General features: G+C 63.9%; 16 protein-coding genes. 15 read left to right on the forward strand and 1 reads right to left on the reverse strand.

The genetic code is table 11. The annotated features are described in order from the left end of the window. Nucleotides 1–10: 10 nt before the first annotated feature. Together DOM33_RS13625 and DOM33_RS13630 are read left to right on the forward strand one after the other, a co-directional pair. A complete protein-coding gene (locus DOM33_RS13625; RefSeq protein ID WP_110669848.1) occupies nucleotides 11–2518 on the forward strand; it encodes a fimbria/pilus outer membrane usher protein in 2508 nt (835 codons plus the stop codon). Next, nucleotides 2515–3501 carry a Csu type fimbrial protein gene (locus DOM33_RS13630; RefSeq protein WP_110669850.1) on the forward strand — a complete coding sequence of 329 codons (987 nt, stop codon included), beginning with the start codon at nucleotides 2515–2517 and terminating at the stop codon, nucleotides 3499–3501. Before DOM33_RS13625 ends, DOM33_RS13630 begins: the two co-directional genes overlap by 4 nt. 71 nt (nucleotides 3502–3572) lie before the next feature. Here the strand turns inward: DOM33_RS13630 and DOM33_RS13635 are convergent, their stop codons facing one another. Next, on the reverse strand, nucleotides 3573–4805 hold the full coding sequence (locus DOM33_RS13635) for a CynX/NimT family MFS transporter (RefSeq protein ID WP_239495368.1): 1233 nt from the start codon (nucleotides 4803–4805) through the stop codon (nucleotides 3573–3575). A gap of 390 nt (nucleotides 4806–5195) precedes the next feature. On the opposite strand from DOM33_RS13635, the gene DOM33_RS13640 reads away from it, so the two are divergent. The 13 genes from DOM33_RS13640 to DOM33_RS13700 all read left to right on the forward strand — a co-directional run bounded on the left by DOM33_RS13640 (nucleotide 5196) and on the right by DOM33_RS13700 (nucleotide 26837). Further along, complete coding sequence (locus DOM33_RS13640) at nucleotides 5196–6665, forward strand: cytochrome ubiquinol oxidase subunit I (RefSeq protein WP_204352681.1); 1470 nt, start codon at nucleotides 5196–5198, stop codon at nucleotides 6663–6665. Between the two features lie 25 nt (nucleotides 6666–6690). Then, complete coding sequence (locus tag DOM33_RS13645) at nucleotides 6691–7737, forward strand: cytochrome d ubiquinol oxidase subunit II (protein ID WP_110669853.1); 1047 nt, start codon at nucleotides 6691–6693, stop codon at nucleotides 7735–7737. A gap of 128 nt (nucleotides 7738–7865) precedes the next feature. Next, nucleotides 7866–9704, forward strand: coding sequence for a thiol reductant ABC exporter subunit CydD (cydD, locus tag DOM33_RS13650; RefSeq protein ID WP_110669855.1), 1839 nt, complete (start codon nucleotides 7866–7868; stop codon nucleotides 9702–9704). Then, nucleotides 9701–11374 carry a thiol reductant ABC exporter subunit CydC gene (gene cydC / locus DOM33_RS13655; RefSeq protein ID WP_110669857.1) on the forward strand — a complete coding sequence of 558 codons (1674 nt, stop codon included), beginning with the start codon at nucleotides 9701–9703 and terminating at the stop codon, nucleotides 11372–11374. The genes cydD and cydC overlap by 4 nt, the downstream gene beginning before the upstream one ends. 81 nt (nucleotides 11375–11455) lie before the next feature. Next, the gene (locus tag DOM33_RS13660; protein ID WP_110669859.1) at nucleotides 11456–12634 is read left to right on the forward strand and encodes a Fic family protein; all 1179 of its coding nucleotides are present in this window, start codon (nucleotides 11456–11458) and stop codon (nucleotides 12632–12634) included. A 276-nt stretch (nucleotides 12635–12910) separates the two neighbouring features. Then, nucleotides 12911–13408 (forward strand): BrxE family protein, encoded by a 498-nt coding sequence (locus DOM33_RS13665; protein ID WP_110669861.1) that lies wholly within the window; start codon nucleotides 12911–12913, stop codon nucleotides 13406–13408. Next, a complete protein-coding gene (locus tag DOM33_RS13670; RefSeq protein WP_110669862.1) occupies nucleotides 13405–14190 on the forward strand; it encodes a BrxA family protein in 786 nt (261 codons plus the stop codon). Before DOM33_RS13665 ends, DOM33_RS13670 begins: the two co-directional genes overlap by 4 nt. Next, the gene (locus tag DOM33_RS13675) at nucleotides 14171–14743 is read left to right on the forward strand and encodes a BREX protein BrxB domain-containing protein (protein WP_110669864.1); all 573 of its coding nucleotides are present in this window, start codon (nucleotides 14171–14173) and stop codon (nucleotides 14741–14743) included. The genes DOM33_RS13670 and DOM33_RS13675 overlap by 20 nt, the downstream gene beginning before the upstream one ends. 15 nt (nucleotides 14744–14758) lie before the next feature. After that, nucleotides 14759–18436 (forward strand): BREX system P-loop protein BrxC, encoded by a 3678-nt coding sequence (gene brxC, locus DOM33_RS13680; protein ID WP_110669866.1) that lies wholly within the window; start codon nucleotides 14759–14761, stop codon nucleotides 18434–18436. A gap of 3 nt (nucleotides 18437–18439) precedes the next feature. Continuing rightward, nucleotides 18440–20338 carry an Eco57I restriction-modification methylase domain-containing protein gene (locus DOM33_RS13685; RefSeq protein WP_110669868.1) on the forward strand — a complete coding sequence of 633 codons (1899 nt, stop codon included), beginning with the start codon at nucleotides 18440–18442 and terminating at the stop codon, nucleotides 20336–20338. Beyond that, nucleotides 20338–22230 carry a type II restriction endonuclease subunit M gene (locus DOM33_RS13690; protein WP_110669870.1) on the forward strand — a complete coding sequence of 631 codons (1893 nt, stop codon included), beginning with the start codon at nucleotides 20338–20340 and terminating at the stop codon, nucleotides 22228–22230. Before DOM33_RS13685 ends, DOM33_RS13690 begins: the two co-directional genes overlap by 1 nt. After that, the gene (locus DOM33_RS13695; protein ID WP_110669872.1) at nucleotides 22227–24074 is read left to right on the forward strand and encodes a DUF262 domain-containing protein; all 1848 of its coding nucleotides are present in this window, start codon (nucleotides 22227–22229) and stop codon (nucleotides 24072–24074) included. Before DOM33_RS13690 ends, DOM33_RS13695 begins: the two co-directional genes overlap by 4 nt. Nucleotides 24075–24311: 237 nt before the next feature. After that, nucleotides 24312–26837 carry a PglZ domain-containing protein gene (locus DOM33_RS13700; RefSeq protein ID WP_110669874.1) on the forward strand — a complete coding sequence of 842 codons (2526 nt, stop codon included), beginning with the start codon at nucleotides 24312–24314 and terminating at the stop codon, nucleotides 26835–26837. Nucleotides 26838–26839: the final 2 nt, after the last annotated feature.

The raw sequence follows: 26839 nt of genomic DNA on the forward strand, positions 1-26839 counted from the left end.
GGCGGCTTTGATGACTCGCTCTCTCACGGCGCTCGCTTTCGCGGGGATGCTCGGCGCGCTCACGCTCACGCTCACGCTCCCGGCCATGGCCCAGACACTGCCACCGCCCCCCACGGCGCTGCCGGGTAACGAGCGCGCGCCAGGCGGCGACACCGCGGCCACGGCCGAGCCGCTCTATCTCGAGCTGATCGTCAACGCACGCACGACAGGGCGCATCGTGCCCGTGCGTCGTGAGGGCGATCGGTTCTGGATGGCACGAGGCGATCTAGGGGAGGTCTCGCTGCCGGGGGAGGCGGCCAAAAGCGGGCTGGCCGAAGAAGGGCTGGTCGAAGAAGGGCTGGTCGAAGAAGGGCTGGTCGAAGAAGGGCTGGTCGAAGAGAGGCAGGATGAAGCGGAGCGGGACGCCGGGGAGTCGCTCGAGCTGACGGCGCTGCCCGATACCGAGGTCGACTACCGCCCGGCGACCCAGCAGCTGCGCCTGACGCTGCCGAGCGACTGGCTGCCACCGCAGTGGCTGGGGCCGCGTCGCGCCATGTCCGCCCAGCCGGCGATGAGCACGCCCGGCGCGCTGATCAACTACGACCTCTACACCAGCCATACCGAGCGTGAGGGGACGCGCACTTCGCTGTGGCACGAGGTGAGAGCCTTCGGCATCGGCGGGTCGCTGAGCACCACGGGGCGCCTCAGCCACGACCAGGAGTCGCGCGTGGGGCGGGAGGAGGATCACTACATTCGCTACGACACCACCTGGCGCACCTACGATCAGGACTCGATGCTCGCCTGGGAGGCGGGCGACGTGGTGACGCGACCGCTCGCCTGGACCCGCGCCGTGCGTCTGGGCGGCGTGCAGGTGTCGCGCAATTTCGCCCTGCGTCCCGATCTGGTCACCTACCCGCTTCCCGCCTTCTCCGGTAGCGCCAGCGTGCCGACCACGGTGGACCTGCTGGTCAACGGCGGCCGGGCGGACCGGCGCGAGGTCGCCCCGGGGCCGTACACCTTTGCCGACATTCCCACCCTCAACGGCGCCGGCGAGGCGACGCTGGTCACGCGTGACGCCAACGGTCAGGAGATCGTCACGACGCTGCCGTTCTACGTCACCAGCGATCTGCTGCGACCGGGATTCTCGAGCTACAGCGCGAGCGTCGGCGCGCTGCGGGAAGACTACGCCGAGCGGGACTTCGCCTACGGCGCGGGAGCGGCGGACGCCTCCTGGCGCCGGGGCCTCACCGACTGGCTGACGCTCGGCCTCCACGGCGAGGCGGCCGAGGTGATGGCGCTCGGCGGCGTCGGCGCGACGGCGCGGCTGTGGCAGCTGGGCGTGGTGGAGCTCTCGCATCAGCGAAGCGGCGGTAACGGTGTCGACGGCAGCGTCGGTGGCGAGGCGTGGAGTGCCGCCTACGAATACCGTCAGCCGCGTTTCAGCCTGGGCGTACGCCACGAAGAGCGCAGCGCCGGTTTCGCCGACCTCTCCAGCTGGACGGCGCTGCAGATCGTCGGCGGCGAGGAGCAGCGCTCTCAGCTCACCGTGAGCCGCTCGCTGGGCGCCTGGGGAAGCGTTGCCGCAGGGTACTTCGACCTTCGCGGCGCGCGCGTCGAGTCGCGCTTTCTGAACCTCTCCTATCAGCGCCCGCTCAGCGACCGCGCGCAGCTGTCGCTCACCGCCAACCGGGAGCCGGGCGAGGCGTGGTCGGGGCTGGCGCAGGTCAGTCTGTCGCTGCCCGGTATCGGCGGCGTCGCCTCGCTCGGGCACTACCACGACGGGCGCGGCGACAGCCGCCAGCGGGCGCGCTACGCCCGCGCCGCGCCGCTCGCCGGCGGCTGGGGCTGGGACATCGGTGTGGGACGCAGCGAAGAGGCCGAGCTTCGCCCCGAAGGGGAGCTGACCTACCGCCAGCGCGCGATGAGCGCCACCGCCGGCTACTACGACTACGGCGACGAGAGCCTCACCTACGGCCAGCTCTCCGGCGCCTTCGCGGTGATGGACGGCCACGCCTTCGCCGCCAACGAGATCCGCGACGCCTTCGTGCTGGTCTCGACCGACGGCTATCCCGAGGTGCCGGTGCGCTACGAGAATCAGCGCATCGGCGTCACCGACCGCAACGGCTATCTGCTGGTGCCCTGGAGCACCGCCTGGTATCCGAACAAGTACGCCATCAACCCCATGTCGCTACCGATCAACGTACGCACGCCCTCGGTGGAGCAGGAGGTCTCGGTCGCCTCCGGCAGCGGCTATCTGCTGCGCTTTCCGCTGGTGCGCACCACGACCACGCAGGTCCAGCTGGTCGACGCCAGCGGCGCGGCGCTGCCGGTGGGGACGGTGGTCACGCTACCGGACGGCGCGACCACGCGGGTGGGTTGGGAAGGGCTCGCCTATTTCGAGTCGCTGAGCGAGCCGACGCCCGTGCGGGCCACCGTGGCCGGCGGCACCTGCGTAGCGACGATTCCGGTCGACACCGAGGTCGCCGGCCTCTACCAGCCCGGCGCGGTGATCTGCCACCCCGAGGAGAGTACGCCATGACGCCCATTCGAACGGCGCGACGCGCGGCACTGGCGCTGCTGGTGCTGACGCTCGCCTGGCTGCCGCTGACGGCCAGCGCCTGCCAGCTCGACACCCCCAGCCAGATCGTCAGCTTCGGCAGCCAGGCGTCGCTGAATGCCGGGATCAGCTCACAGAGCGCTCGGGCGGTGCCCAACGCCGGGATCAGCTGCCCGGGGTCAGCCATCGGCCTGCTCACCGGCAATTTCTATATCCGGGCCACTATCAGCAGCGCCAACGCCATGCGGCTGCGACATTCGTCCGGGGACACGATTGCCTACGCGGCCTACCCCAGCGATAGCAGTCAGACACCTATCACCCCGGGCACGACCTACGATTACTATCAAAGTGGCGTCCTGCAGCTCGGCAGCGGCGGTGTGAGCGTACCGATGAGCTATCGGATGCCGGCGACGACGGGCAACCTCTCTGCCGGCACCTACACCGACACGCTCACCGTCGCCTGGAGCTGGCGAGTCTGTCCGCTGATCGGCGCTGCGGGTCTCTGCATCGGGATCCCCAGGCAGGGAACCGCCACCAGCACGATCAACCTGACGCTGACGATCTCGCCGGACTGCCTCATCCAGGCGCCGGACGTCGACTTCGGCAGTGCGCCGCTGGTGGCCGGCTTCCAGCCGATCACCCAGACGATCTCCGTGCGCTGTACCAAGGGGCAGAGCTATAGCGTGGGGATCGGTGACGGCCTGCACGCCGCCGGCAGCCAGCGACGGATGGCGGCGGGTGGCGACTATCTCGCCTACCAGATCTATCAGGGCGTGAACTCGCCAAACCGCTGGGGTAACAGCGGCGGTGCGCGGCGCGCCTCCACCAGCGCCGAGATCAACCCCGGCGTTGGCACCGGCATCACGGCGCAGGGCTTCACCTACCGCGCCGAGATCCTGCCGAACCAAACCACGCCGCCCCCCGGCGCCTACAGCGACACCCTGGTGGTCGACATCGCCTTCTGAGCGAGGACCGCGACGCCGCGCTCCCCGGCACGAGACGCGTTCAGGCGTCACCCAGGCTGGAGGCGAGCTGTTTACGCTTCGCCGAGACTCGAAGCGACCTGTCGGTCTCGGCCTGCCCCCAGCCCTGCGCCGATGGCGCAGAGCGCGATGGCGGCCAGCAGCCCGCCGACCAGGTTCCAGTCGCCGCTCCAGTCGTGCAGCAGCCCCACCAGCAGCGGCCCCAGCGCGGCCAGCGTATAGCCGATGCCCTGCGCCATCGCCGAGAGATTGGCGGCGGTGGTGGCATCCGGCGCGCGCAGCGCCAACAGCGTCAGCGCCATGCTGAACGTCCCGCCCTGGCCGAGACCCAGCACCAGCACCCACACCCAGATCGTCGAGATCGGCGCGAAGAGACAGCCGAGCAGTCCGGCCAGCGTCAGCGATACCACGACCACGATCACCGCGCGCTGATCCCGCATCCGGCTGCCGATCCACGGCGCCAGAATCGCCGTGCTCACCTGCAGCAGAATCGACACCGACAGCGCCAGCCCCGCGGTGACGGCGTCCAGCCCCCGGTCGCGCAGAATCGTCGGCAGCCAGCCGAACACCGAATAGGCCAGCGCCGACTGCAGCCCCATGAACAGCGATACCTGCCAGGCAAGCCTGTCATGACGCAGCCGTGCGCCGTGACGGGCGGCGACGCGCACCGGCGCCGTGCCCTTCAACTGCGGCAGCCAGAGTAGCGCGGCGACCACCGCCGGCAGCAGCCAGAACGCCAGCGCCGGCTGCCACGGGGCCTCGCTCACCGAGGCGAACGCCTGGCGCAGCGGCTCGGTGGTGCCCGCGGCGGCGGAGGCCCCGAGGTTGAGCGCCACGGTGTAGAGCCCGGTCATCACGCTGACCCGGTTGGGGAAGTCGCGCTTGACGATACCCGGCAGCAGCACGCCGGTGACGCCGATACAGCCGCCGGCGATGGCCGTGGTGACGAAAAGCCCCAGGTTGCCGATCCCCGGCAGATCGAGCCCCGGGATGATGAGATAGGGGCGCACGGCGAGGGTGACGGCGAGCAGCACGATCGCCGCGAACACCGCGCGTTCCGGCCCGTAGCGGCGCACCAGTTTGGGAGCGAGCGGGGCGGCGAGCCCCAGAAAGAGCACCGGCAGCGTGGTGAGCACGCCCTGGGCGGTGGGGGAGAGCGACAGCGCCTCGGCGAGGCTCGCCAGTACCGGAGAGACGCTGGTCAGTGCCGGGCGCAGGTTGAGCGCGACCAGCAGCAGCGCGACGAGAGTGAGTAGGCCCCGACGGGGCAGCGCGGAAGTCGACAAGAGGCCGTCCTGGATGAGCGGAAATGGGGAGTCGTCGTGGCGTGCGCCGGGGCACGCCGACCGAGGGAAAAGAAGGGTAGCCGATCCCGGCGGCGACCGGGAGGTTCTGCGCCGATGGTCGCAGACGCAAGGACGTCTCGAGTGCCAGTCGATCGTCTGGCCGGTGATGTCGAAACGGGTGCGACATCCTGGCGCTGACGATATGTCGCAGGCCAAAAGCCTATCTGTCGTTGCCTGAAGTTCGCTTAGGGTCAATCATTACCGTCCTAATCATCGGGTGCGATGACCGCTTCCGAGTCTGTGGTCGGTTCACGCCTTCCGGAAGCGGTGTCATCGAGCGGTCAGTCACTCGCACCCACGACGCCGGATCACCGCCAGACAGGAGGCGCAGTGAGCACCACGGATCTTTCCACGCTGATCTCGCGAATCGATTTCGCCTGGATCACCACGTTTCACATTCTCTATCCGCCGTTGACCATCGGTCTGGCGATGCTGCTGTTCTTCGCCGAGTGGCGCTGGATGCGCAGCGACGACGAGGGCTGGTACCGGCTCTGCCGCTTCTTCGAGCGGCTGTTCATCGTCAACTTCGGCGCCGGGGTCGCCACCGGAGTCACCATGGAGATGGCCTTCGGCATTCTCTACGGCCCCTTCTCCCAGGCCGCCGGACCCTTCTTCGGCCAGATCCTCGGCTACGAGACGATCACCGCCTTCATGTACGAGGCGGGCTTCATCGGCCTGATGATCTTCGGCTGGGGGCGCATCGGCCGGCGCATGCATCTGTTCGCCACCGCCAACGTGGCGATCTCCTCGGCCCTCTCGGCGATGTGGATACTGGACGCCAACTCCTGGATGCAGTCGCCGGCGGGCGTCGAACTCAAGAACGGCGTCTTTCAGGTGGTCGACTGGTCGAAGGCGATCTTCAACCCGCACTTCATGAGTGCGTTTCCGCACATGCTGATCGCCTGCGTCGAGCTCTCGCTCGCCTTCGTCGCGGCGGTGGCGGCGTGGTTCGTTTTCAAGCGTCGCCACGTGGCGCTGTTCCAGCGCCCGCTCAAGTTGTCGATTCTCGCGCTGATCGTGGTCGCCGCACTCCAGGTCTGGGTCGGTGACGAGCTCGGCCAGGTGACCGCGGAGACGCAGCCGGCGGCGCTGGCGGCGATGGAAGGCCATTACGACACCTACAACGCCGACGGCTCGGCCAACACGAGCTGGAACGTGGTCGGCTGGCCCAACGAGGCCGGCGACGGCAACGCCTGGTCGATCCAGATTCCCCACGTGCTGAGCCTGCTCGAGACCCATAGCTGGTCCGAACCGGTACCGGGGCTCAACGAGTTTCCCCAGGATGAGCAGCCGCCGGTGGCGCCGACGTTCTACTCGTTCCGGCTCATGGTGGCGGTCGGCGGCGTCCTGCTGCTGCTCGGCCTCTGGGGCGGCTGGCTCGCCGTGCGCGGCAAGCTCTCCATTGATCGCATCGCGGACAATCGCTGGTTCCTGAAAGCGGTGATGGCCGCCGGTGTGCTGCCGTATCTCGCCGTCTGGACCGGCTGGTGGACCCGCGAAATCGCGCGCCAGCCCTGGGTCGTCTACGGCCTGATGCGCACCGAGGACGGCGTCAGCCAGATGTCGCCCGAGCTGGCGATCTTCTGGTTCGTCGGCTTTGCGGTCTTCGAGACGGCGGTGTTCTTCGGCACGCTCTACTTCATGGCCAAGATCTGTCGCAAGGGGCCGGATCTCGACACGCCGGTGGCGGCGTTCGATCCGCACGACAACGACGGCGCGACGCCGGCGACGCATCCCGAAGGCCGCGGCGCCAGCGATCGTCACGGCGACGGTCACCACGACGCGCCCAGTCACGCCTGAGCCCACCGGAACAGAGGAATCTTCAATGGCCATTCTGTCACTCTCTCAGCAGGTGCTCGCGCTGGCCTGGTGGCTGGCGCTGGGCGTGAGCGTGCTGATCTACATCGCACTCGACGGCGCCGATCTCGGCGCCGGCATCTTCTCGCTGTTCGTCCGCGACCATGACGAGCGCGGCGCCATCATGACCGCCATGGCCGGCACCTGGGACGCCAACGAGACCTGGCTGATCGTCGCCGGCGGTATCCTCTTCGGCACCTTCCCCTTCGTCTACGGCTCCGCGTTCAGCTACCTGATGGTGCCGCTCGCCTTCGTGCTGTGGGGGATCATCGCCCGTGCCATCGCGCTGGAGTTCCGCCATCTCGCCTCGCCGTTCTGGCAGCGCTTCAGCGACGGCGTCTTCGGCCTCGGCAGCCTTACCGTCACCTTCTTCGGCGGCGTCTGCGTCGGCGCGGTGCTTCAGGGCTATCCGCAGACCGACGTCGAGGGCCGCGTGCCGACCTACGTCGGCGGCGCCTTCACCTTCCTTTCGCCGTTCAGCGTCTGGGTCGGCGTGGCCTCGGTGGTGGCGGTCACGCTGGCCGGGGTGCTCTTCGTGCGGGCGCGTTTCGAGAAGGGCGAGCCGATCCGCATCGACGCCGCCAAGTGGACGATGACGATCTTCTATCTCGCCATCGCCGCCGTGGGTATCACCACGCTCTGGAGCGCGCTGATCTTCCCCTGGGCCGCCGACAAGTGGTTCGGCGCGCACTTCTGGATCTGGGGGCTGCTGTTCGTCGCGAGCGTCTTCGCCATCGCCCGGATGCGTCGCGCCACCCTCGACGAGCGCGACCTCGCTGCGATTCTCTGGTTCAACACCGCCGCCGTGATCATGGGCTTCGGCATGCTCGCCACCATGTTCCCTTATCTGGTGCCGGGCACCTGGACGATCTTCGACGCCGCCAGCCCGCAGGTGTCGATCCTCACCTTCACCATGACCATGGGCGGCTTCGTCCCGGTGATGATTCTCTACAACGCCTATCAGATCTGGGTGTTCAGGGCGCGGGTGACGAAGCTCGCCGCTCACGCCCACTAGGCCTCGTCTGAAAAGTGACTGCGCTCGTCGACTCTTCGAATAGCGCCCGAGCGCAGGCCGCTCTTCCGTCTCTTGCTCCACACGGGAAGGAAGAGCGGTTCGACGCAACCTCACCTTAGGAGGTAGGAATGGCCGTATCGCAGAGGCCGAGCCATGGCGGTGAGGCCAAACGTCACGAGCGCTGGCTGAAAGACCGCGCCGGGGCGGTGAAGGGCACGCTCATGCTCGCCACCGGCTCGGGGCTGGTCGGCGGGCTGGCGCTGATCGCGCAGTGCTGGCTGGTGGCCCGCGTGCTGGATGCCACGATCATCGACGGCGCCGGTCTGAATGAGGTCTGGCAGTGGCTGTGGCCGCTGCTGGGCGTCTTTGCGCTGCGCGCGCTTGCCTCCATCGCGTCCGACGCGCTGGCGTTCGAGGCTGCCGCCCGGCTGAAACGCACACTGCGTGACCAGGTGATGAACCGCCTCGCCGCGCTCGGCCCGCGCTGGATGGAAGGGCAGCGCAGCGGCGAGATCGCCAACGTGCTCGGCGGCGCGGTCGAGGGGATCGAGCAGTACGTCGCCGCCTACCTGCCGCAGAAACTGCTCTCGGCGATGATTCCGCTGGCGATCCTCGTCGCCGTGCTGCCGCTGGACTGGGTCTCCGGGCTGATCCTGCTGGTGACCGCGCCGATCCTGCCGCTGTTCATGGTGATCGTCGGCCGCGGCGCCGAGGCGCTGAACCAGCGTCAGTGGCGGCGGCTCTCGCTGATGGGCGCGCATTTTTTCGACGCCATCGAGGGGCTGACCACGCTCAAGCAGTTCGGCGCCAGCCGCCGCGAGGCCGAAGCCGTCGGCCGCATGGCCGATGAGTACCGCAGCGCCACCATGCGGGTGCTGCGCGTCGCCTTTCTCTCCTCGCTGGTGCTCGAATTCTTCGCCACCCTCGGCGTGGCAATGGTCGCGGTCTACGTCGGCTTCCGGCTCTACTACGGCCAGCTCGACTTTCTCCCGGGGCTCTTCGCGCTGCTGCTCGCGCCGGAGTTCTATCGCCCGCTGCGCGACATGGGCGCCAACTACCACGCCCGCATGGAGGCGATCGGTGCCGTCGGCGAACTCGCGCCGGTGCTTGAGACCGAAGCCGAGACCAGAGACGAAAGCGAAGGCGAGACACAAGGCGACGCGAAAGACGAGACCGACGCGGCCGCGCAGACCCGCACCGCCCGGCCGCTGCCAAGCGACCCGATCCGGACGATTCGCTTTGACGGCGTCGGCTTTCGGCATGATGCCGCCAATGAAGACGGCGACGGCGTCGAGTCGGTCGACCTGACGCTGGCCCGCGGCGAGTGCGTGGCGCTGGTCGGCCCCAGCGGCGCCGGCAAGACCACGCTCGCCAAGCTGCTGCTCGGCTTTCTCGCCCCCGGCGCGGGGCGAATCGAGATCGACGGCGTGGATCTTCGCGAGATCGACGTCGAGGCCTGGCGCGCCCGGCTCGGCTACCTGCCGCAGCGGCCCACGCTGTTTGCCGGCACGATCGCCGAAAACCTCACCCTCGGCGCGCCGAACGCGACGCCGGACGAGATCCATGCCGCGCTTTTACGCGCCGACGCACAAGGCTTCGTCGCGGCGCTGGAAGACGGCCTCGACACCTGGCTGGGTGACGGCGGCAGCGGCCTCTCCGGCGGCCAGATCCAGCGCCTGGCGCTGGCGCGGACGCTGCTCAGCCAGCCCGAAGTGCTGATTCTCGACGAGCCCACCGCGGCGCTGGATGGGGACACCGCCAGACGCGTGATGGCAGGCGTGCACAGCGCATCGGCCAATGCCGCGACGCTGCTCGTCACCCACGACATCGACGTTGCCCGCACCGCCGACCGCCTCGTCTTTCTCGACCGCGGCCACGTGGTCGAGCAGGGCACACCGGCGGCGCTGGAAGCCACCGGCGGCGCCTTCGCCCGCTTCGCTCTCTTGGCCGAAGAGGGGGCCGCATGACCGACCTGCTGCGACTGCTCAAACTGTTCACACCCTATCGCCGCTGGATGCTCGGCGGCATCGCGCTCGGTTCGGTGGTGATTCTCGCCAACGTCGCGCTGCTCGCGCTCTCCGGCTGGTTCATCGCCTCCATGGCGCTGGCCGGGCTGGGGCTGCAGACGATCGCCTACTTCGCCCCGGCGGCGCTCATCCGCGGCCTGGCGATCCTGCGCACCGGCGCCCGCTACGGCGAGCGGCTGGTCACCCACGAGGCGACGCTGCGCTGCCTCGCCGAGCTGCGGGTGTGGTTCTACGAGCGCTTGGAACCGCTCGGCCCGGCGGCGATGGACACCTGGCGCGGCGGCGATCTGTTGAGCCGCATCCGCGCCGACATCGACAGCCTCGACAATCTCTACCTGCGCATCGTCGCGCCGGTCACCAACGCGCTGCTCTGCGGCATCGTCATCGTGGCGGGCCTGGCCTGGTTCGACACGCGCATTGCCCTGCTCGACCTTGCCGCGCTGATGCTCGCTGGCGCCGTGCTGCCGCTACTCGCGCTGAAGCTGGGGGACGCCGCTGGGCGCGGGCTGACAGAGGCCCGCGCGGCACTCGACGGCGCCGCCACCGACACCGTGCGCGGCCTGGGGGAACTCGCCGTGCTCGGCGCCGTGACGCGCCAGCGCGAGCGCGTTGCCGGGCTCGCCGAGCGCTTGATTCGCCACCAGCGCCGGCAAATGTGGGTCGGCGCCATCGGCCGCGCGCTCTCCGGGCTCACCGCCAACCTCGCCCTCTGGGGTACGCTGATCCTGGTGATTCCCCGCGTCGCTGCCGGTGACATGCCCGGGCCGCAGCTCGCGATGCTCGCGCTCGGCGTGCTCGCAAGCTTCGAGGCCGTCGCCGCGCTGCCCACCGCCTTTGCTGCCTTCGGCGAGACGGCGGCTGCCGCGCGGCGGCTCGTCGAGATCGCCGATGCCACGCCCGTCGTGACCGCCCCCGACCCGGCCGCCGCCAGGACGCCAGCGCGTTTCGACATCGCCTTCGACGACGTCAGCATGCGCTACCGTGACGAGGCCGACTGGGCGCTGGCGGGCTTTTCATTGACACTTGAGGCGGGCGAAGCGGTGGGCCTCGTCGGCGACAGCGGCGCCGGCAAGAGCACGATCCTCGCGCTGATCCAGCGCTTTCGGGAATTCCAGGCGGGCGAGATCACTATCGGCGGTGTGTCGGTGCGCGATATCGACGATGCCACGCTGCGCCAGACGATCTCCGTCGTCGCCCAGCGCACGCATCTGTTCAACGCCTCGATCCGCGACAACCTGCTGCTCGCAAAGCCCGACGCCAGCGACGACGAAGTGCGAGAGGCGCTCAGACTCGCCGGACTGGAAGAGGAGATCGCCCACTTTCCCGACGGACTCGACACACTGGTCGGCGAAGTCGGCACCCGCCTCTCCGGCGGCCAGGCGCGCCGCGTCGCCATCGCCCGCGCGTTCCTCAGAGACGCCCGCATCCTGCTGCTCGACGAACCCACCGAAGGGTTGGATGCCGACAGCGAAGCCCGCGTGCTCGAGGCGCTTGGCAACCTGATGCAGGGCAAGACCACCCTGCTGGTGTCGCACCGGCCCAGGGCGCTGGCGTTCGTCGGGAGAGTGATGAGGGTAAGTAAATCAGATCTCGTGACAGCAGGAAGTTAAAATAGTGAGCGACATTGTTTTAACTTAGGGCCGAAGATGAAATAGTATCGCGACCTATTTCAATCTTCTGCGAGACGCCCCATGCATCGAGGGCTGACCGGTCGTTATCTCCCCAGCGTGGCGGGCGGCGTAAGCTGTCGGGCATTCGTGCCGGCACCGCTTCCGCCCGAGCCGGCGCTGGCCATGGATGACAAGCTGCAGGATCGCCTGGCAAAAGCCCACCTTGCCCTGGGGCGCCTGGATGGGATCTCGACGCTATTGCCGGATGCGCAGCTGTTCCTCTACAGCTATGTGCGTAAGGAAGCCGTGATGTCCTCGCAGATCGAGGGCACGCAGTCTTCGCTCAGTGACCTCATGATCTACGAGATGGAAGGCGTTCCCGGCGTGCCCATGGACGATGTGCAGGAGGTCTCTTGCTACGTGCGAGCGCTCAATCTTGGCGTGCAGCGTATTCGCGAAGGCCACCCGATCACGATTCGCCTGGTGCTGGAGCTTCACGAAGCGTTGATGACCCACGGCCGTGGCACGCACCGTCGCCCCGGTGCATTTCGCCAGAATCAGGTCTGGATCGGGGGGCACCGGGCGGACGAGGCCGCTTTGGTGCCACCACCGGCCAACCAGATCGCCGACTGCTGTTGCGACTTCGAGCGGTTCCTCAACGATGAACCCGCGACCACTGCGCCAGTGATCAAGGCGGCGCTGGCCCATGTGCAGTTCGAAACCATTCACCCCTTTATGGATGGCAACGGCCGGCTAGGGCGCTTACTGATTCCGCTGATTCTGGTGCAGGCCGGTATTCTCTCCGAGCCGCTGCTCTATCTCTCCGTGTTCTTCAAACGCCATCGGCAAGTGTATTACGAGCACCTACAAAACGTGCGCCTGACCGGCGACTGGGAGAGCTGGTTGCTCTTTTTCGTCGATGCCATCGCCGACACCGCCAACCACGCCGTTGTCACGGCGCAGTCGCTGAATGCGCTATTGATCGAGGATAAGAGGCGCCTGAGTGAACTCGGCCGTTTGGCCGGTTCCGCGAATCAGGTGTTGGAGGCGCTGTTTCATCATCCGATTGCCAATATCGCCGCGCTTCACCGGGAAACAGGATTGGCACAGGCCACCATCGGCAAAGTGCTGGAATTATTGGAAAACCAGCTGGGTATCGTTCAGGAGCTGACCGGTAACAGGCGGAATCGGGTTTTCGCTTATAGTGCTTACGTTGCTTTGTTGAACAGCGGGCAATTGAGTTGGCGAGAAAGGCAATAGTATTTGAGCTGTTCCGATGGTGCAGTGCAACACGTGGATTTAGATCAACCATGGCTTATGAAGACCCAGCAGAAGAGCGAAATCGGCCATTTTTGAGCTGATACTGCATCGAGAGAGCTGGCTCTTGATGAGGTAGTGATGATTGATTCGCTTAGGTCGTCCTCGCGAAGTGCCTGACGTAACATAAGGCAATTTTGTGCGTGCAGGTACAAACCTACTTGAGCCGCCATTAAGTGAAGGATTTTTGAATATCCTCCCAAATCTGCAGGAGCCAGAATGATTGAGAATGCAAGTACGCTTGCCGAGCTGCGCGTGCTCGTCGGCTACCTGGGAGAGCAAGCACCGGCCTGGTGGGGATCCCATTTTTTCGGCCAGACGGCCATGGCCTTTCTGACCCCCGTATTTGGCCGATCTGCTCGGCAGGCTCAGTACCAGGGGGTACTGGAGGCAGCCCGGCTTGTTCATGATGAGCACATCGGCATCGGTCGTACCCTGCACCTCTTCCATATGCCGGAGCACTACGAGCAGGGAGCGGCCAGTCTGCTTGCCGATCGCGACCGCGCCGAGGCGCTCTTCGCGCACATCGATTCGACAGAGCGCGCACAAGCTCGCCTGGAAGCGCTGACCATGCCGCAGGAGGCGAAGGAAGGGCCAGTCGCCGTCGGGGATCTTGGCGAGAGCCTGTCAACGCCACTTGCCACTATGGCTGGCTTCTATCTGGATGCGTTTCGACGCGGCATACAGACCTATCCCTACCTGCGGGAGGCGCAGTGAATCAGTCGCCTCTCTATACGACCCAGTTACAAGCTGGCTTGGGCCTTATAGAGGAGACTCAGCGGCTCCTCCATCTCTACGAGCCAGGGATGCGCTATCCCCAGCTGTTCTCCAAGGCGCTCGAATCAGGCCAGTTCCCACTAGTCTCGGCAAGACGCTTGGATAATATTGTTCGCGAATGTTTTGGACCGCGCTACCTGCGCCAGTCGCGTGTCGCCGAATGGCTAAAGCAGCTTATCCCCCTTCTAGCTAGCGACGAGCGCCGCCAGTTGCTGATGCTGCACACCGCACGAGCCAATACCATTCTGGCCGACTTCATTCGAGAGGTGTACTGGCCCCGCTATACCTCAGGACGGGACAGCCTATCCCGGGAGGATGCTGTCGAGTTCGTCGAGAACGCCGTGCGGGAGGGCAGAACACAGAAGCCCTGGGCCTCCAGCACCATCCGGCGGATCTCGGGTTACCTACTCAGCGCCTGCGCCGATTTTGGCCTGCTGGAGTACCGTCGCAGCGGCCTCCGCCGGCTCTATTCCGTGCGTCTCTCATCACGCGTGGCGGCCTACCTGGCCTACGACCTGAAGTTCCTGGGGCTGGGTGATAACCAGGTGCTAAATCACTCTGACTGGCAGCTGTTCGGTCTGGAGCGCTCCGACGTCAAGGAGCAGTTCAAGCGCCTCTCGCTCGAGGGACTGTTGATCATGCAGACCGCGGGAGATGTCACGCACATCAGCTGGCAGCACAAGAACATGCAGGAGGTGGTCGATGTCCTCGCTGGATACTGACTTCAACGAGTTGATGGAGCGAGTGCGCCACGGCCGCGAGTTCGGCCATGCCAGCTTCGAACCGATCTTCTATCTGGTGTTTCGCCCCGAGCAGATCCTGTCTGTGAAGCGCCACCTGCCGGCGTGGAAGAGCCGGCTGGGCAACGAGGGCTGGAACGTTCATACCTTCTCGATCGCCGAGGCGGTCGACGAGATTCTCTCCCAGGCCCGCATGCGCAAGATTTGGCTGGCCGCCGACCAGCGCAACCCTCTGGACTGGAAGAAGACAGATGCGTCTCTGGCCAATGCCGTGGCGAACGGCGCGCTCCAGGAGCGTCTCGAAGCCAAGCTGACCGAGCTTGAAGACACACCCGGCAGCATCCTGCTGGTGACGGATCTGGAGGCGCTTCATCCCTATATGCGTATCGGGGTGATCGAAGGCCAGCTCCAGGGCCGCTTCCACGTGCCCACGGTGTTCCTCTACCCGGGCGTACGCACTGGCAAGACGCGGCTCAAGTTTCTGGGCTTCTACCCGGAAGATGGCAATTACCGTTCGGTCCACGTCGGCGGCTAAGACAGGAGTTTATAGATGGAAATCAAACAGCTTTTCGATCCCGGCCGCGATATCCACCGCAGTATCGAGAAGGTGATCGCCTATGGCGTCTCCCAGGAGGAGCGCCTGCGCAAGGAGATCGCCGAGTACGTGGTTACCGATGCCATCGACGAGCAGTTCAACCAGCTGCTGACCAAGATGCAGGCGGCCATGGAGGCCGGTGGTGAGAATGAGGTAGGTGTCTGGGTCTCGGGCTTTTACGGCTCGGGCAAGAGCTCCTTTACCAAGTACCTGGGATTGGCCTTCGATGACAGCGTCACCATCGATGACGTGCCGTTCCGCCAGCACCTTCAGAACCGCCTCAAGAACAACACTACCCGCCAGCTGCTGAGTACCGTCTCCAAACGCTTCCCCGCCGCTGTGCTGATGCTGGACCTGGCCACGGAACAGGTCAGCGGGGCCACTATGGAGGATGTCTCCAGTGTCCTCTACTACAAGGTGCTGCAATGGGCTGGGTACTCACGCAACCTCAAGGTGGCAGCTCTGGAGCGCCGCCTGAAGCAGGAGGGGCGCTACGAGGAGTTCCTGACACTCTTCGAGGAGAAGACCGGTGGCGAGGTCTGGCGTGACTACCGCAATGACGAGTTGGTGGTTGATAGCCTGATGCCGGAGATTGCCCATGAGCTCTATCCCACGCTTTTCACGTCATCCAGCTCGTTCAACACGGCTACCAGCGATGTGATCCGCTTCGAGAACGATCGTGTCGAGGAGATGCTCGGCATCGTCCGTGAGCACTCCGGCAAGGAGCACGTGATCTTCATCGTCGACGAGGTGGGGCAATACGTGGGCGCGCGGCAGCCGTTGATCCTCAACCTCGATGGGCTAGCCAAGAACATCAAGGCGCAGGGCAATGGCAAGGTGTGGCTGATCGGCACCGGCCAGCAGACCCTGACTGAAGACGATCCGCGCACATCACTCAACTCGCCGGAGCTTTTCAAGCTCAAGGACCGTTTCCCGATCTCTATCGACCTCGAGGCCGATGATATCAAGGAGATCTGCTATACGCGTCTGCTGGGGAAGCCACCCGAGGGGGCAAAACAGCTGCGCGAGCTGTTCGACCAGCATGGCCAGGCGCTGCGCCATAACACCAAGCTTGAGGATGCCCGCGCCTACGGGGCGGATTTCGACCGCCAGACTTTTATTGACCTCTACCCCTTCCTGCCGGCGCACTTCGATATCCTGTTGCACCTGCTGGGTGCGCTGGCGCGCTCCACCGGCGGCATCGGTCTGCGCTCGGCTATCAAAGTGATCCAGGACATTCTGATCGAGGGTGATGGCAACCGCGTCCCGGTCGCCGATCAGCCGGTGGGCTGGCTGGCCACCACGGTGACCCTTTTTGATGCTCTGGAAAAGGACATCGAGCGCGCTTTCCCCAACTGGCACAAGGCCGTCAATACGGTCACCAAGATCCGCCACCGCGATGACGAGCTCCATCAGCGCATCGCCAAGACGGTGGCCGTGCTGCAGATTCTCGGTAACCTGCCGATCACTCGGCGCAACGTTGCCAGCCTGATTCATTCCGAAGTGGCCAGCGGCAGCCAGGCCGAGGAGATTAATGCCGCAATCGAGGAGCTGATCGATGATTCGATCGTACCTTTTGGCGAGCAGGACGGCTTCCTTTGCTTCTTCAGCGAGAAGCTCAACGACATCGAACAGGAGCGCACCCAGATCCCGCTGCGTAGCGTGGAGATGAAGCGCATCCTCAACCGCGCTTTGGAGGAAGTGTTTGCTCCGCTGCCCAGCACTCAGCTGCATGGCTCGCTCTCGGTGCAGACCGGCCTCAAGACCCAGGGCCCCGAGGGGCTGCCCGTCTCCCTGGCGGGTGACCGTCACCCGATCCAGATGGTGGTCGAGCTGGTCGAGCCCACCGACTACGATGCCGCTCGCTCACGGCTGGAGGACGATTCCCGCGTCAAGACCAACGAGAACTTGATCTACCTGGTGGGGCGCAAGTCGCCAGAACTGGAAGGTCTCACCGCGGATATCTATCGCTGCCAGGAGATCGAAACCAAGTTTCGCCACGATCCCGACCAGGAGGTGCGCGACTACTGTCGTGCCCAGCTGGATCGCGCGAGCCGCCTGAATGCCGACCTGCAGCGGCTGATCAAGCGCAGCCTGGTTCAGGGCTCCTTCATCTTCCGCGGGCAGACCACGGCAGTAGAAAGCCTGGCCGGTGACCTGGCCGAGGCGGCTCGGAAACAGCTGGGTAATGTAGCGGGCCAGGTATTCAGCCGCTATGGAGAGGCCCCGGAGCGGGTGCAGAGCGACCTGGCCGAACGCTTCTTGCGCGTCGGTAACCTGAGCGGTATCACCACCAAGCTGGATCCTTTGGGCCTGGTGACCCAGCAGGGCGGACAGCCCGGCATCAATACCGACCACCGTGCGCTGGTAAGTATCCGCGACCATATCGACCGGGTTGGGATGGTCGAAGGCAAGAGCCTGTCCAGCCGCTTCAGCGACGCTCCCTACGGCTGGTCTCAAGATACCCTGCGCTACTTGGTGGCGGCCATGTTGGTTGGCGGTGTGATCAAGCTGAAGGTGTCGGGGCGCGAGGTCACCGTCAATGGCCAACAGGCCATCGATGCGCTGAAGAGCAACAACGCCTTCAAGAATGTGGGTATCTCTCTGCGTGAGGATCGTCCCTCCATGGAGATGCTGGCGCTGGCTTCCAGTCGCCTTCGCGATCTCAGTGGCGAAATGGTAGTGCCCCTTGAGGATGCCATCAGCAAGGCGGCCACCAAGCTCTTCCCCCTGTTGCAGCAGCGCTACGCCTCGCTCTCCAGCCGGTTACAAGCGCTGGGTCTGCCCGGTGATGAACGCCTGGAGGCGATGGGACGTGACATGGCCGACATCCTGCTCACCGATGGCTCAGACGCGCCCCAACGCCTGGGGCGCGAAGAGTCGAGCCTCTATGACAACTTGACCTGGGCGGGGGAGCTCAAGAAGGCGCTGGAGCATGGCCTTGAGAGCACCCTGAAGGAGCTGCGCTCCCTTGCCCAGTCCATCGAAGGACTTCCCGGTAGCGGCATTCCTGGCGAGCTGAAGGCCGATCTGGCCGAGCCCCTCGAAGAGATCGCGGCCCGGTTGGACTCCGAGGACGCCTATCGTAGTGCCTCAGACTTCAACACACGCTTGACCGAGCTGCGCAGCCAGGTGAGGCAGGCCGCCGAGCGCATGCAGGAACATCAGCAGCAACGCCTGCGTCAGGCCGAGCAGGAGCTCACGCGTGTACCGGAGTGGCCTGAGCTCACCAACCAGGAGCAGCAAGACCTTCTCGGGCGCATGGATGGACTGGCGCTGGAGGTCTTGCCGGATATTGATGGCCTGAAGAGCCTGGTAAATTGCGACTACGAGTTGCAGGCGGAACTGGCCGCGCTCAAGGAGCATATCGAGCGGGTTGGCCGTGAACGCCAGCAGGAGCGTATCCGCGAGGAGCAGAATGAGCTCGAGGAAGAACAGGAGCAGGCGGGGTGCCAGGAGAGCAAGAAGGTGCTTAGCCGCCGCTTCACCACGCGCTCACGCATCACCTCGCTGGACACCCTCGACGCCATGATCCGTGAGCTGCAGAAGCTGCGTGGCGAGTTGGAGTATGCCCACGCTTTCGAGCTGGACGTCGCCTTCGACGAGGCCCCCGAGAACCGCGACAAGGAGTAAGTCATGGCCTTCGATCAAGGCACCCGCAATCGCCTGCAGCGCCTGGTCAGCGACTGTCGCAAGACCCTGACCGACGAGTTCACGCTCCAGCTGCAGCAGGACTACGGCCTCGACCCACGCACCGGCGAGGTGACGGAGCTCGCGCGGCTGACCCACCTGACCGACCGCGAGCGCCATACCGCTTCGCTGCTGCGTGAAACGCTTGCGCACTATCTTGCCAGCGAAGGAGAGAGCAAGGCCCAGCGCCAGGCGGCCATCGACCGCATCATCCGCGAACAGGCCTTCACCGTGCTCAACCGCCTGGCGGCGCTCTTGATGATGGAGGCGCGGGGGCTGTTGCTGCCCGCCGTGAGCCAGGGTGCTCAGTCTCAGGCTTTCGAGCTTTACCGCAGGGTAGCGGGCACATCCCTCGGGGAGACCGGCGAGGCCTACCAGACCTTCTTGTTCAGCCTGTTTGACGAGTTCGCCCTCGACCTGCCGTCGCTGTTCGACCGCTTCGCGCCCCAGGGGCGACTCTTCCCTCGGGAGACGGCGCTGAACGAACTGCTGGCGCTGCTCAACGACCACGAGATCGAGCCGCTGTGGGCGCTGGACGAGACCATCGGCTGGATCTACCAGTACTTCAACAGCCAGGAAGAGCGCAAGGCGATGCGCAAGGCGAGCCAGGCGCCGCGCAACAGCCGCGAGCTGGCGGTGCGCAACCAGTTCTTTACCCCACGCTACGTGGTGGAGTTCCTGGTCGACAACACCTTGGGCCGCCAGTGGTTCAACGCCACCGGCGGCACCACACCGCTGCGCGACGGCTGCCAGTACCTGCTGGTCAAGCCGGACGAGCAGCCCGAGGCCGGCATCAAGCTGCGCGACCCCCGCACCCTCAAGCTGCTGGACCCGGCCTGTGGCTCCATGCACTTCGGCCTCTACGCCTTCGACCTCTTCCTGCAGATCTATCGCGACGCCTGGCAGTGGGAGCAGCGGCATGGCCCCGGCTCGCTGGATCTCTCCACGCAGCCGGAGGCCGGCTTCGAGCCGCTTGTTCACACCTACGCCGATGAAGAGGCCCTGCTGCGCGACGTGCCGCGGCTGATCATCGAGCACAACATCTATGGCGTGGACATCGACCCTCGCGCCGCCCAGATCGCGTCGCTGGCGCTGTGGCTCCGCGCCCAGCGCGCCTGGCACGAGGCCGGTGTGCAGGCCATGGAGCGCCCGGATGTGGGGCAGGGTAACGTCATCGCTGCGGTGGCCCCGCCGGCCGAAAAGGAACTCCGTGAGGCCTTCGCGGCCCGTCTGGATCGCCAGGATGCCGAACTGTTCGAGAAGACCCTGCAGACGCTCAAGGGGTTGCCCGAACTCGGCGTACTGCTGCGTGCCGAGAAGGAGCTCCCCGCGCTGATCCGCCAGGTCTACGTAGGCAAGGGCAGCGACCTCTTCGCCGAGCAGGAGCAGGAAACCTGGCAGAAGGCCGAAGAGCGCCTTCGCCACGCCCTGCATGAGTTCTCCGAAGAAGCCGGTGCCACCTACCAGAGCCGCCTCTTCGCCCAGGATGCGCTACAGGGGCTGCGAATGATCGATCTGTGTCGGGTGGTCTACGACGTTGTAGTGATGAATCCACCGTTTGGGGCGCTCAGTGCCGGGGTCAAGGCCAAGCTGGGCAAGGAATACCCAAATAGCAAAAATGATCTGCTTGCGACCTTTGTCGAGCGCGGGTTGGAACTGCTTCATCAAGGTGGACGCTTGGGTGCGATCACCTCTCGGACCTGTTTTTTTCTAACTACATATCGCAAATGGCGGGAGCAGGTGGTATTGGGTGTCGGGCGGCCTGAGGTGATGGCGGATTTAGGCTATGGCGTAATGGACGATGCCATGGTCGAGGCTGCGGCATATGTTCTGGGGAAAACTTGATGAGTATCTTTTTTAGGCTTGTAGGTGAAGAAAATAAAAGCAATAGCCTTGGTGAGGCCTGCCGGGCAGTGAGAATAGGGGGAGGTGGCTCTAATATATTTCAGGCAGATCCGGATGGTTTTTTTGATATCCCGGGAACTCCATTTGCATATAGGGCCAGCGATAGAGTTCGTGAATCATTTAACGATTTGGTCCTATTTGAAAATGATGGACGCACCGTGCGCCAAGGTCTGGCAACGACAGATGACTTTCGGTTTGTAAGATGTTGGTGGGAGGTTTTTGAGGTTGGTGGGTTCTGGTTTGGTTTCGTTAAGGGTGGTGTGTTTTCTCATTATTACATGGATGTAACTCCAGTCGTAAATTGGGCCGAGAATGGTGCTGAAATTAAGGCAGAGATTTGTAGGAGGTATCCATATTTAAATGGAAATCCAGACTTTGTGGCAAAGAATTCAGGTTCTTATTTTTTTCCTGGCTTAACATGGCCACTCCGTGGTGCAGTGCTGTCAGTCCAGGCCGTTCCTGAGGGCTGTATTTTTAGTGTTGCAGGAAAAATGGCGTTTGCTAGCCTTAAAGATATTGGCCCGCTTCATGCAATAATGAGCTCTCGGGCATTTACTTATTTTCTCCGAATGCTCACTGATGCTGTTAGGATTCAGTTTGAGGCTGGGTTGATACAGCGAGTGCCGATACCTAATTATGAGCATCGTCGAGAAGAGGTATCTTACCTTATCAGTAGCGCGTGGAAGAAAAAGAGACTGCTAGATACAGTTGTTGAAACCTCTCATGCCTTCTTGTTGCCGGGGGCTCTGCGTGGGCGGTTATTTGATTATGACCCACCTGCAATTCATGCCGAGCTGGCCGACATCCAGTCCCAGATAGATGATATCGCCTTCGACCTTTACAGCTTCTCTGATGAGGATCGTCAGGCGGCCCAGGGCGATGTTGAATTAGTAGAAGACGTTGAAGAAGACAATGACAACGAGAGCCAAGCAGAAGAAGCTCCACCCTTGGATGCGCTGCTCTCTTGGACAGCCGGTGTCGCCTTCGGCCGCTTTGACTGGCGCCTGGTCACCGGTGAACGGGAAGCGCCCCCCGATCCCGAACCCTTCGATCCGCTGCCGGTCAAGAGTCCCGGCATGCTGCGCGACGATGCCGATCCCTATCATCGCCATGCCGGTATCCTTGTCGATGACAAGGGGCATGAGCATGATCTGCCGCGGCTGATGGCCGATGTGCTGGAGACGGTGAATGCCCAAGTCGATGAAGACTTGCGCCGCTGGCTGCGCCGCGACTTCTTCAAGTACCACCTGCAGCAGTACTCCAAGAGCCGTCGGAAGGCGCCGATCTACTGGCCGCTGGCGACGGCCTCAGGCAGCTACACCCTTTGGGTCTACTACCCGGACCTGACCGACCAGACACTGTTTACCGCGGTCAACGACTTCGTCGAGCCCAAGCTTAAGCAGGTGGATAGCGAGCTGGGCAATCTGCGCCTGGCTGGTGCCAGCCGCAGCCGCGCCGACGAGAAGCGCCTTGAAGAGCTGAGCGACTTCCGCGACGAGCTGGCCGACCTGCGCGATACGCTGCTCAGGATCGCCCCGGGCTACAAACCCAACCACGACGACGGCGTTCAGATCTCCGCCGCGCCGCTCTGGCCGCTGTTCCGCCATCGTCCCTGGCAGAACGTGCTGCGCGATATCTGGGAGAGGTTGGAGCAGGGCGACTACGACTGGGCCCACCTGGTCATGGCCTACTGGCCGGAGCGGGTGCGCGAGAAGTGCATCACCGACAAGTCGCTCGCCATCGCCCACGACCTTGAGTATCTCTATGTCGAGCCCGAGCCGAAGCCGAAGAAGGCGCGTGGCCGCAAGAAAGGCACAGGGAGCAGTGAATGAGTACCATCGGTCAGTCCAGTAAGGCGCACGATCGCAGCCTTGGCGAATGGTTTCACGATATCCAGCGTGGCTCGATCAAGCTGCCGCGCTTCCAGCGCATGGAGGCCTGGGACAGGAACCGGATCGCCAGCTTCCTGGATACCGTAATCAGCAACCTGCCGATGGGGGTAGTGCTGATCCTTCAGGTCGATGGTAACGAGAACGAGAAGTTTGTATCTCGGCATATCAGCACTGCCGAGCCTGAAAAGGAAGGCACGTTGACCCAGCATCTGCTGGATGGCCAGCAACGGCTGACGGCCTTCTGGCGGGCGATGCATAACAACTACGACTACGAAACCTTCTTCGTCTACCACCCGGAGTTTGATCCCCGCGCCGAGAAGGCCGGCGAGGAGGTGCAGGTCTTCATGAGGCCCAGGTGGTTCGATAAGCACGGCAGACGGATGCCGCTCTGGGCGGATGATCCCAGTTCCACCCTGGAACGAGGGCTGTTTCCCATCTCGCTTCTGCGGCCCGGCGACATGAGCGCTGAGATATCAACCTGGCTGGCCGATGCCACTCAGCATCTGAAGCCGACCGGTGGGGAAGAGGATGCCTTCGAAAAGCTTCAGGCATACATGACGCTGCAGGAAAAGCTGAAAGATACGATCAATCAGCTCAGGGAGCGAGTTACTCACTTCAACCTTCCCTACCTGGCACTGCCGGCGGCTACGCCCAAGGAAGTGGCGCTTCAGGTTTTCATCAATATGAACACCAACAGCAAGCCACTATCGCTCTACGACATCATCGTGGCGGAGGTCGAGAGCGTGGCCGGCAGCTCGCTGCATGACCTTGAGGCGCAGCTCGATTCCCACTGTCCCTATGCCAAGCGTTATTCCGAACTCCGAGACCTGATTCTCTCGACCTCCGCGCTGCTGCAGGACAAGGTGCCGAACAACCGCGGCATGATCGAGATGAACAAGCAGGTGCTCGTCGATAACTGGCATCACCTGGAGCGTGGGCTGGAGCGCATGGCTGACTTCCTGGCCAGCCAGGGCATCCATGATGCCGCCAGGCTGCCTACCAATGCTGTGCTGCCGGTGATAGCGGCCTGCTACGAGATGATTCCCGACGACGGCGACTATCGTGGCAAGGCCGAGACCCTGCTGCAGTGCTACCTCTGGTCGGCGTTTTTTACCGACCGCTACGAGAATTCTTCCTCGTCACGAGCCTATGCGGACTTCAAGGCGCTTAAGACGGTGCTGAAGAACCAACAGTTCGACGACAGCCATATCGTGCAGATTCCGGTGATGGACCGCGAGCAGTACCCGCTGGCCACCAGGGACGAGCTCAAGGCCGCTGGCTGGCCCAAGGCTATGGGCATCGAGGCCCGGGGCATCATGGCAGTGACGACCTACCTGGAAGCCAGGGACTTCGCTGACAACCAGCCGGCCAGCTATGACAACCTGCAGAAGCGGGAGTACCACCATGTGTTCCCCGATGCGCTGTTGCAGGAGGCCGAGATCCCCAGCTTTCTGGCGCTCAACTGTGCCCTGATCACCTGGAAGACCAACCGGGTCATCGGTCGCAAGGACCCGCTCGCCTACCTGAAGGAGCGCGTGGACTGGGCCGGCGAAGACACGGTTCGCCAGCGCATGAAGACCCACCTGATCGATTACGACCTTCTGGCCAAGGGGGATTACGGCGACCTTCAACAGCCGGAAGCTCGCGAGAGGCTCAAGAAGGACTTCGAGCGCTTCCTCGACGACCGTGCGAGCCTGGTTGCCCAGGTGGTCGAGTGTCTCGCCGCGGGGCAGGAGCCTGACCTGCATCAGCTGTGGCAGGCGCCGGCAACCGCGGAGAGCTGATGGCCATGGCCATTAACTCTGCCTGTGTCCTTGACCAGCTCAGCAGTTTAATGGGCTTCTGCTCACCAGACTTTGGTAATCATGAGAGCTCAAGAGTGAGCCACAGCGACTCTAGATCTGCATTCGTGAACCATAAACTGCTGGTTGGTCTTTACTGATGAACATCAGCAGGCTTGAGAATTCAGCCGGGCATGAGACTCGGCAGGCGATACGCCAGGGAACAGGAGTGTGATCTAGATGAGTATTGAGGCCTATATCCAGGAGCAGGTGCTGGCGGAGAGGCTACGCAAGAGTTCGGTCGTGGTGGTCTACGATGCCGAGCTCCGCTACCGCCGGCTCTGCCAGGGGTTGGCCAGTGATGGCACCGCGGTGGTAGACGCTACCGAGAGCAGCATTGAGAGTCGGGAGCATGCCATGCGTGCTTTGCAGCGTCTCGGCCGCAATGAGCTCCAAGAATTGCTGGTGTATGTGCCTTCTGAGGCACCCTTGGATGATGAGCACAAGCAGGTCGATCCCTTCTCTCCCTTTGCAGCCTGCGGCGCCGTGTTCCCGGCCGGCGACGGTGATAGCTTCCAATCGCTGTGTCTGAAGGCCAAGCCGGAGCATGCCGACGAGATCCGTCGGCTCTTCATCGACGACGCTACCCCCGACTTTGCCGTGATCGACGCTGTAGGCGGCGGCGTGGGTTGGCCAAATCTGCGAGCGCAACTTGGGGCAGAGTCTAGCCGCGATATCCTATCGGGATTGATGGCGCCAGATACCCGCCAACAGCAAGCCCTGCAGGCCAATGACGCCTGGGTCAGCGAGGTCCGAGACCTATTCAAGAGAACATTGGGGATGAAGCTGCGGACCCGCGGCAAGACTTGGTCCTCCATCAGCGACGAGCTTTGGCGCTTCGTGCTGTTCAGCGAATTCGTCTTCGACCTGCCCGAGACATTGCCCGAAGCCTTGGCCGATATTCCCAGGGCGGAGGAGGGCGCACGGCCGATCATCGAGGGGCTATGCGATACCCTGCGCAATGACCGACGTAGCCAGGATATCTATATCGAGAAGGCCGAGGAGATCGAGCACGAGCTGAACCTGCCCGGCTACTGTGAGGCGCTGACCGATCTGGGCATCCGCGATACCTTCCCCTTCGAGGAGCGTACCTTCCTGATCCAGGCGATGACGGCCTTCGACCAGGGGGATATCGAGCGCGTCCGAACCATCCTGGTTAGGCATGACCACTCGGTTTGGACGTGCCAGGGCGAGAGCCGGGAAAAGTGGTACCTGGTCGAGGCAGCGGCTGCACTGGCTCAGGTCTGTGAAGATCTCGAACAGCGCCTGGCAGAGAATACCGAGAGCCTGGAAGGCCTCGTCCATTTCTATGTGGGCAGCTTGCGTGAAGTCGATCGCCTGCATCGTGAGTTCGAGCAGGCAGTGAGCGACTATGAGTGGCAAGACACTCGGGGCGAGATGTCGTCCCTGATTCAGCGCGCCCGCAAGCGCTACGCTAAGGTGGCGGAGTCGGTCCAGCAGGGCTTCATGCGATTGGTCAAGAAGGCGGGCTGGCCGCTGCCCGGCATGCTTGCCAATACTCAGGTCTTCGACAGGCTCGTGGCGCCACAGCTCAAGCAGAACGGCCACCGGGTGGCCTTCTTCATGGTGGATGCTCTGCGCTATGAGTTGGGAGTAGCCCTCGAGAAGCAGCTGGCCGAAGACGGGGCGATCGAGATGCAGCCGGCGTTGGTTCAGTTGCCCAGCGTAACGCCGGTAGGTATGGCAAGCCTTCTGCCTGGGGCCAACGACCTGCTGTCGCTGGATAAGAACGCGGATGGGGTGGTGCCTTTGCTGGATGGCAAGCCCGTGGCGACCGTCACTCAGCGCATGGACGCCTTCCGGCGCCGATACGGGCAGCGCTTCGCCGAGATGCGCCTGGAGGACTTCGTTCGCAACAAGGGGCCCGAGATCGATAAAGAGACGGACCTGCTGGTGCTTCGCTCCGTCGAGATCGACAGCCACTTCGAGAACCACCCCGAGACGGCGCCCGCGGAGATTACCAATGCCCTGAAGCGGATCCGTATGGCAGTGCATCGCTTGGTGGAGCACGGCTTCCATGAGGTAGTGATCGCCACCGACCACGGGTTCTTCATGAATAGCCACGCCGGGGCCGGAGACGTGGCGACCAAGCCGCATGGTGATTGGCTGATCGTCCATGATCGCTGTGCGCTCGGCGAAGGCTCCGCGGATGATCACCATCTGTTGATGGAGACCGAGCGTCTAGGGATACGCAGCAACGCGACCAGGCTGGCGGCCCCGCTAACCATGGCACCCTATCGGAGTGGACTAGAGTACTTCCATGGTGGCCTGTCGTTACAGGAGTGCGTGGTGCCGGTGATTTGCATGCAGCTCAAGAGCCATAAGCAGCCCAGTGTCCAGCAGGCCAGCGTCAGCATCGGCTACAAACAGGGTGCGACCCGTATCACTACCCGAGTGCCGGTGATCGATGTGGCCGTTGAAGCGGCCGATATTTTCTCCAGCGAGGGTAGTTATGAGATCTTGCTGGAGGCGCATGACAAGAAGGGGGAGGTGGTCGGCGAGGCCAGAGCTACCGGTCCGGTGAACCCGGCAACCGGCACCCTTAGTCTGCAGCCAGGGGAGTCAGTGAAGGTGAACCTGAAGATGCAGATGGAATTTGAGGGCAAGTTCAAGGTGAAGGCTCTCGATCCCCGGACGCATGCCATATACAGCCAGATCGATCTAGAAACGGACTATGCAGTGTAAGC

This window comes from Salinicola halophilus, from assembly GCF_003206155.1.
In the GTDB taxonomy this organism is placed as follows: Bacteria; Pseudomonadota; Gammaproteobacteria; order Pseudomonadales; family Halomonadaceae; genus Salinicola; species Salinicola halophilus.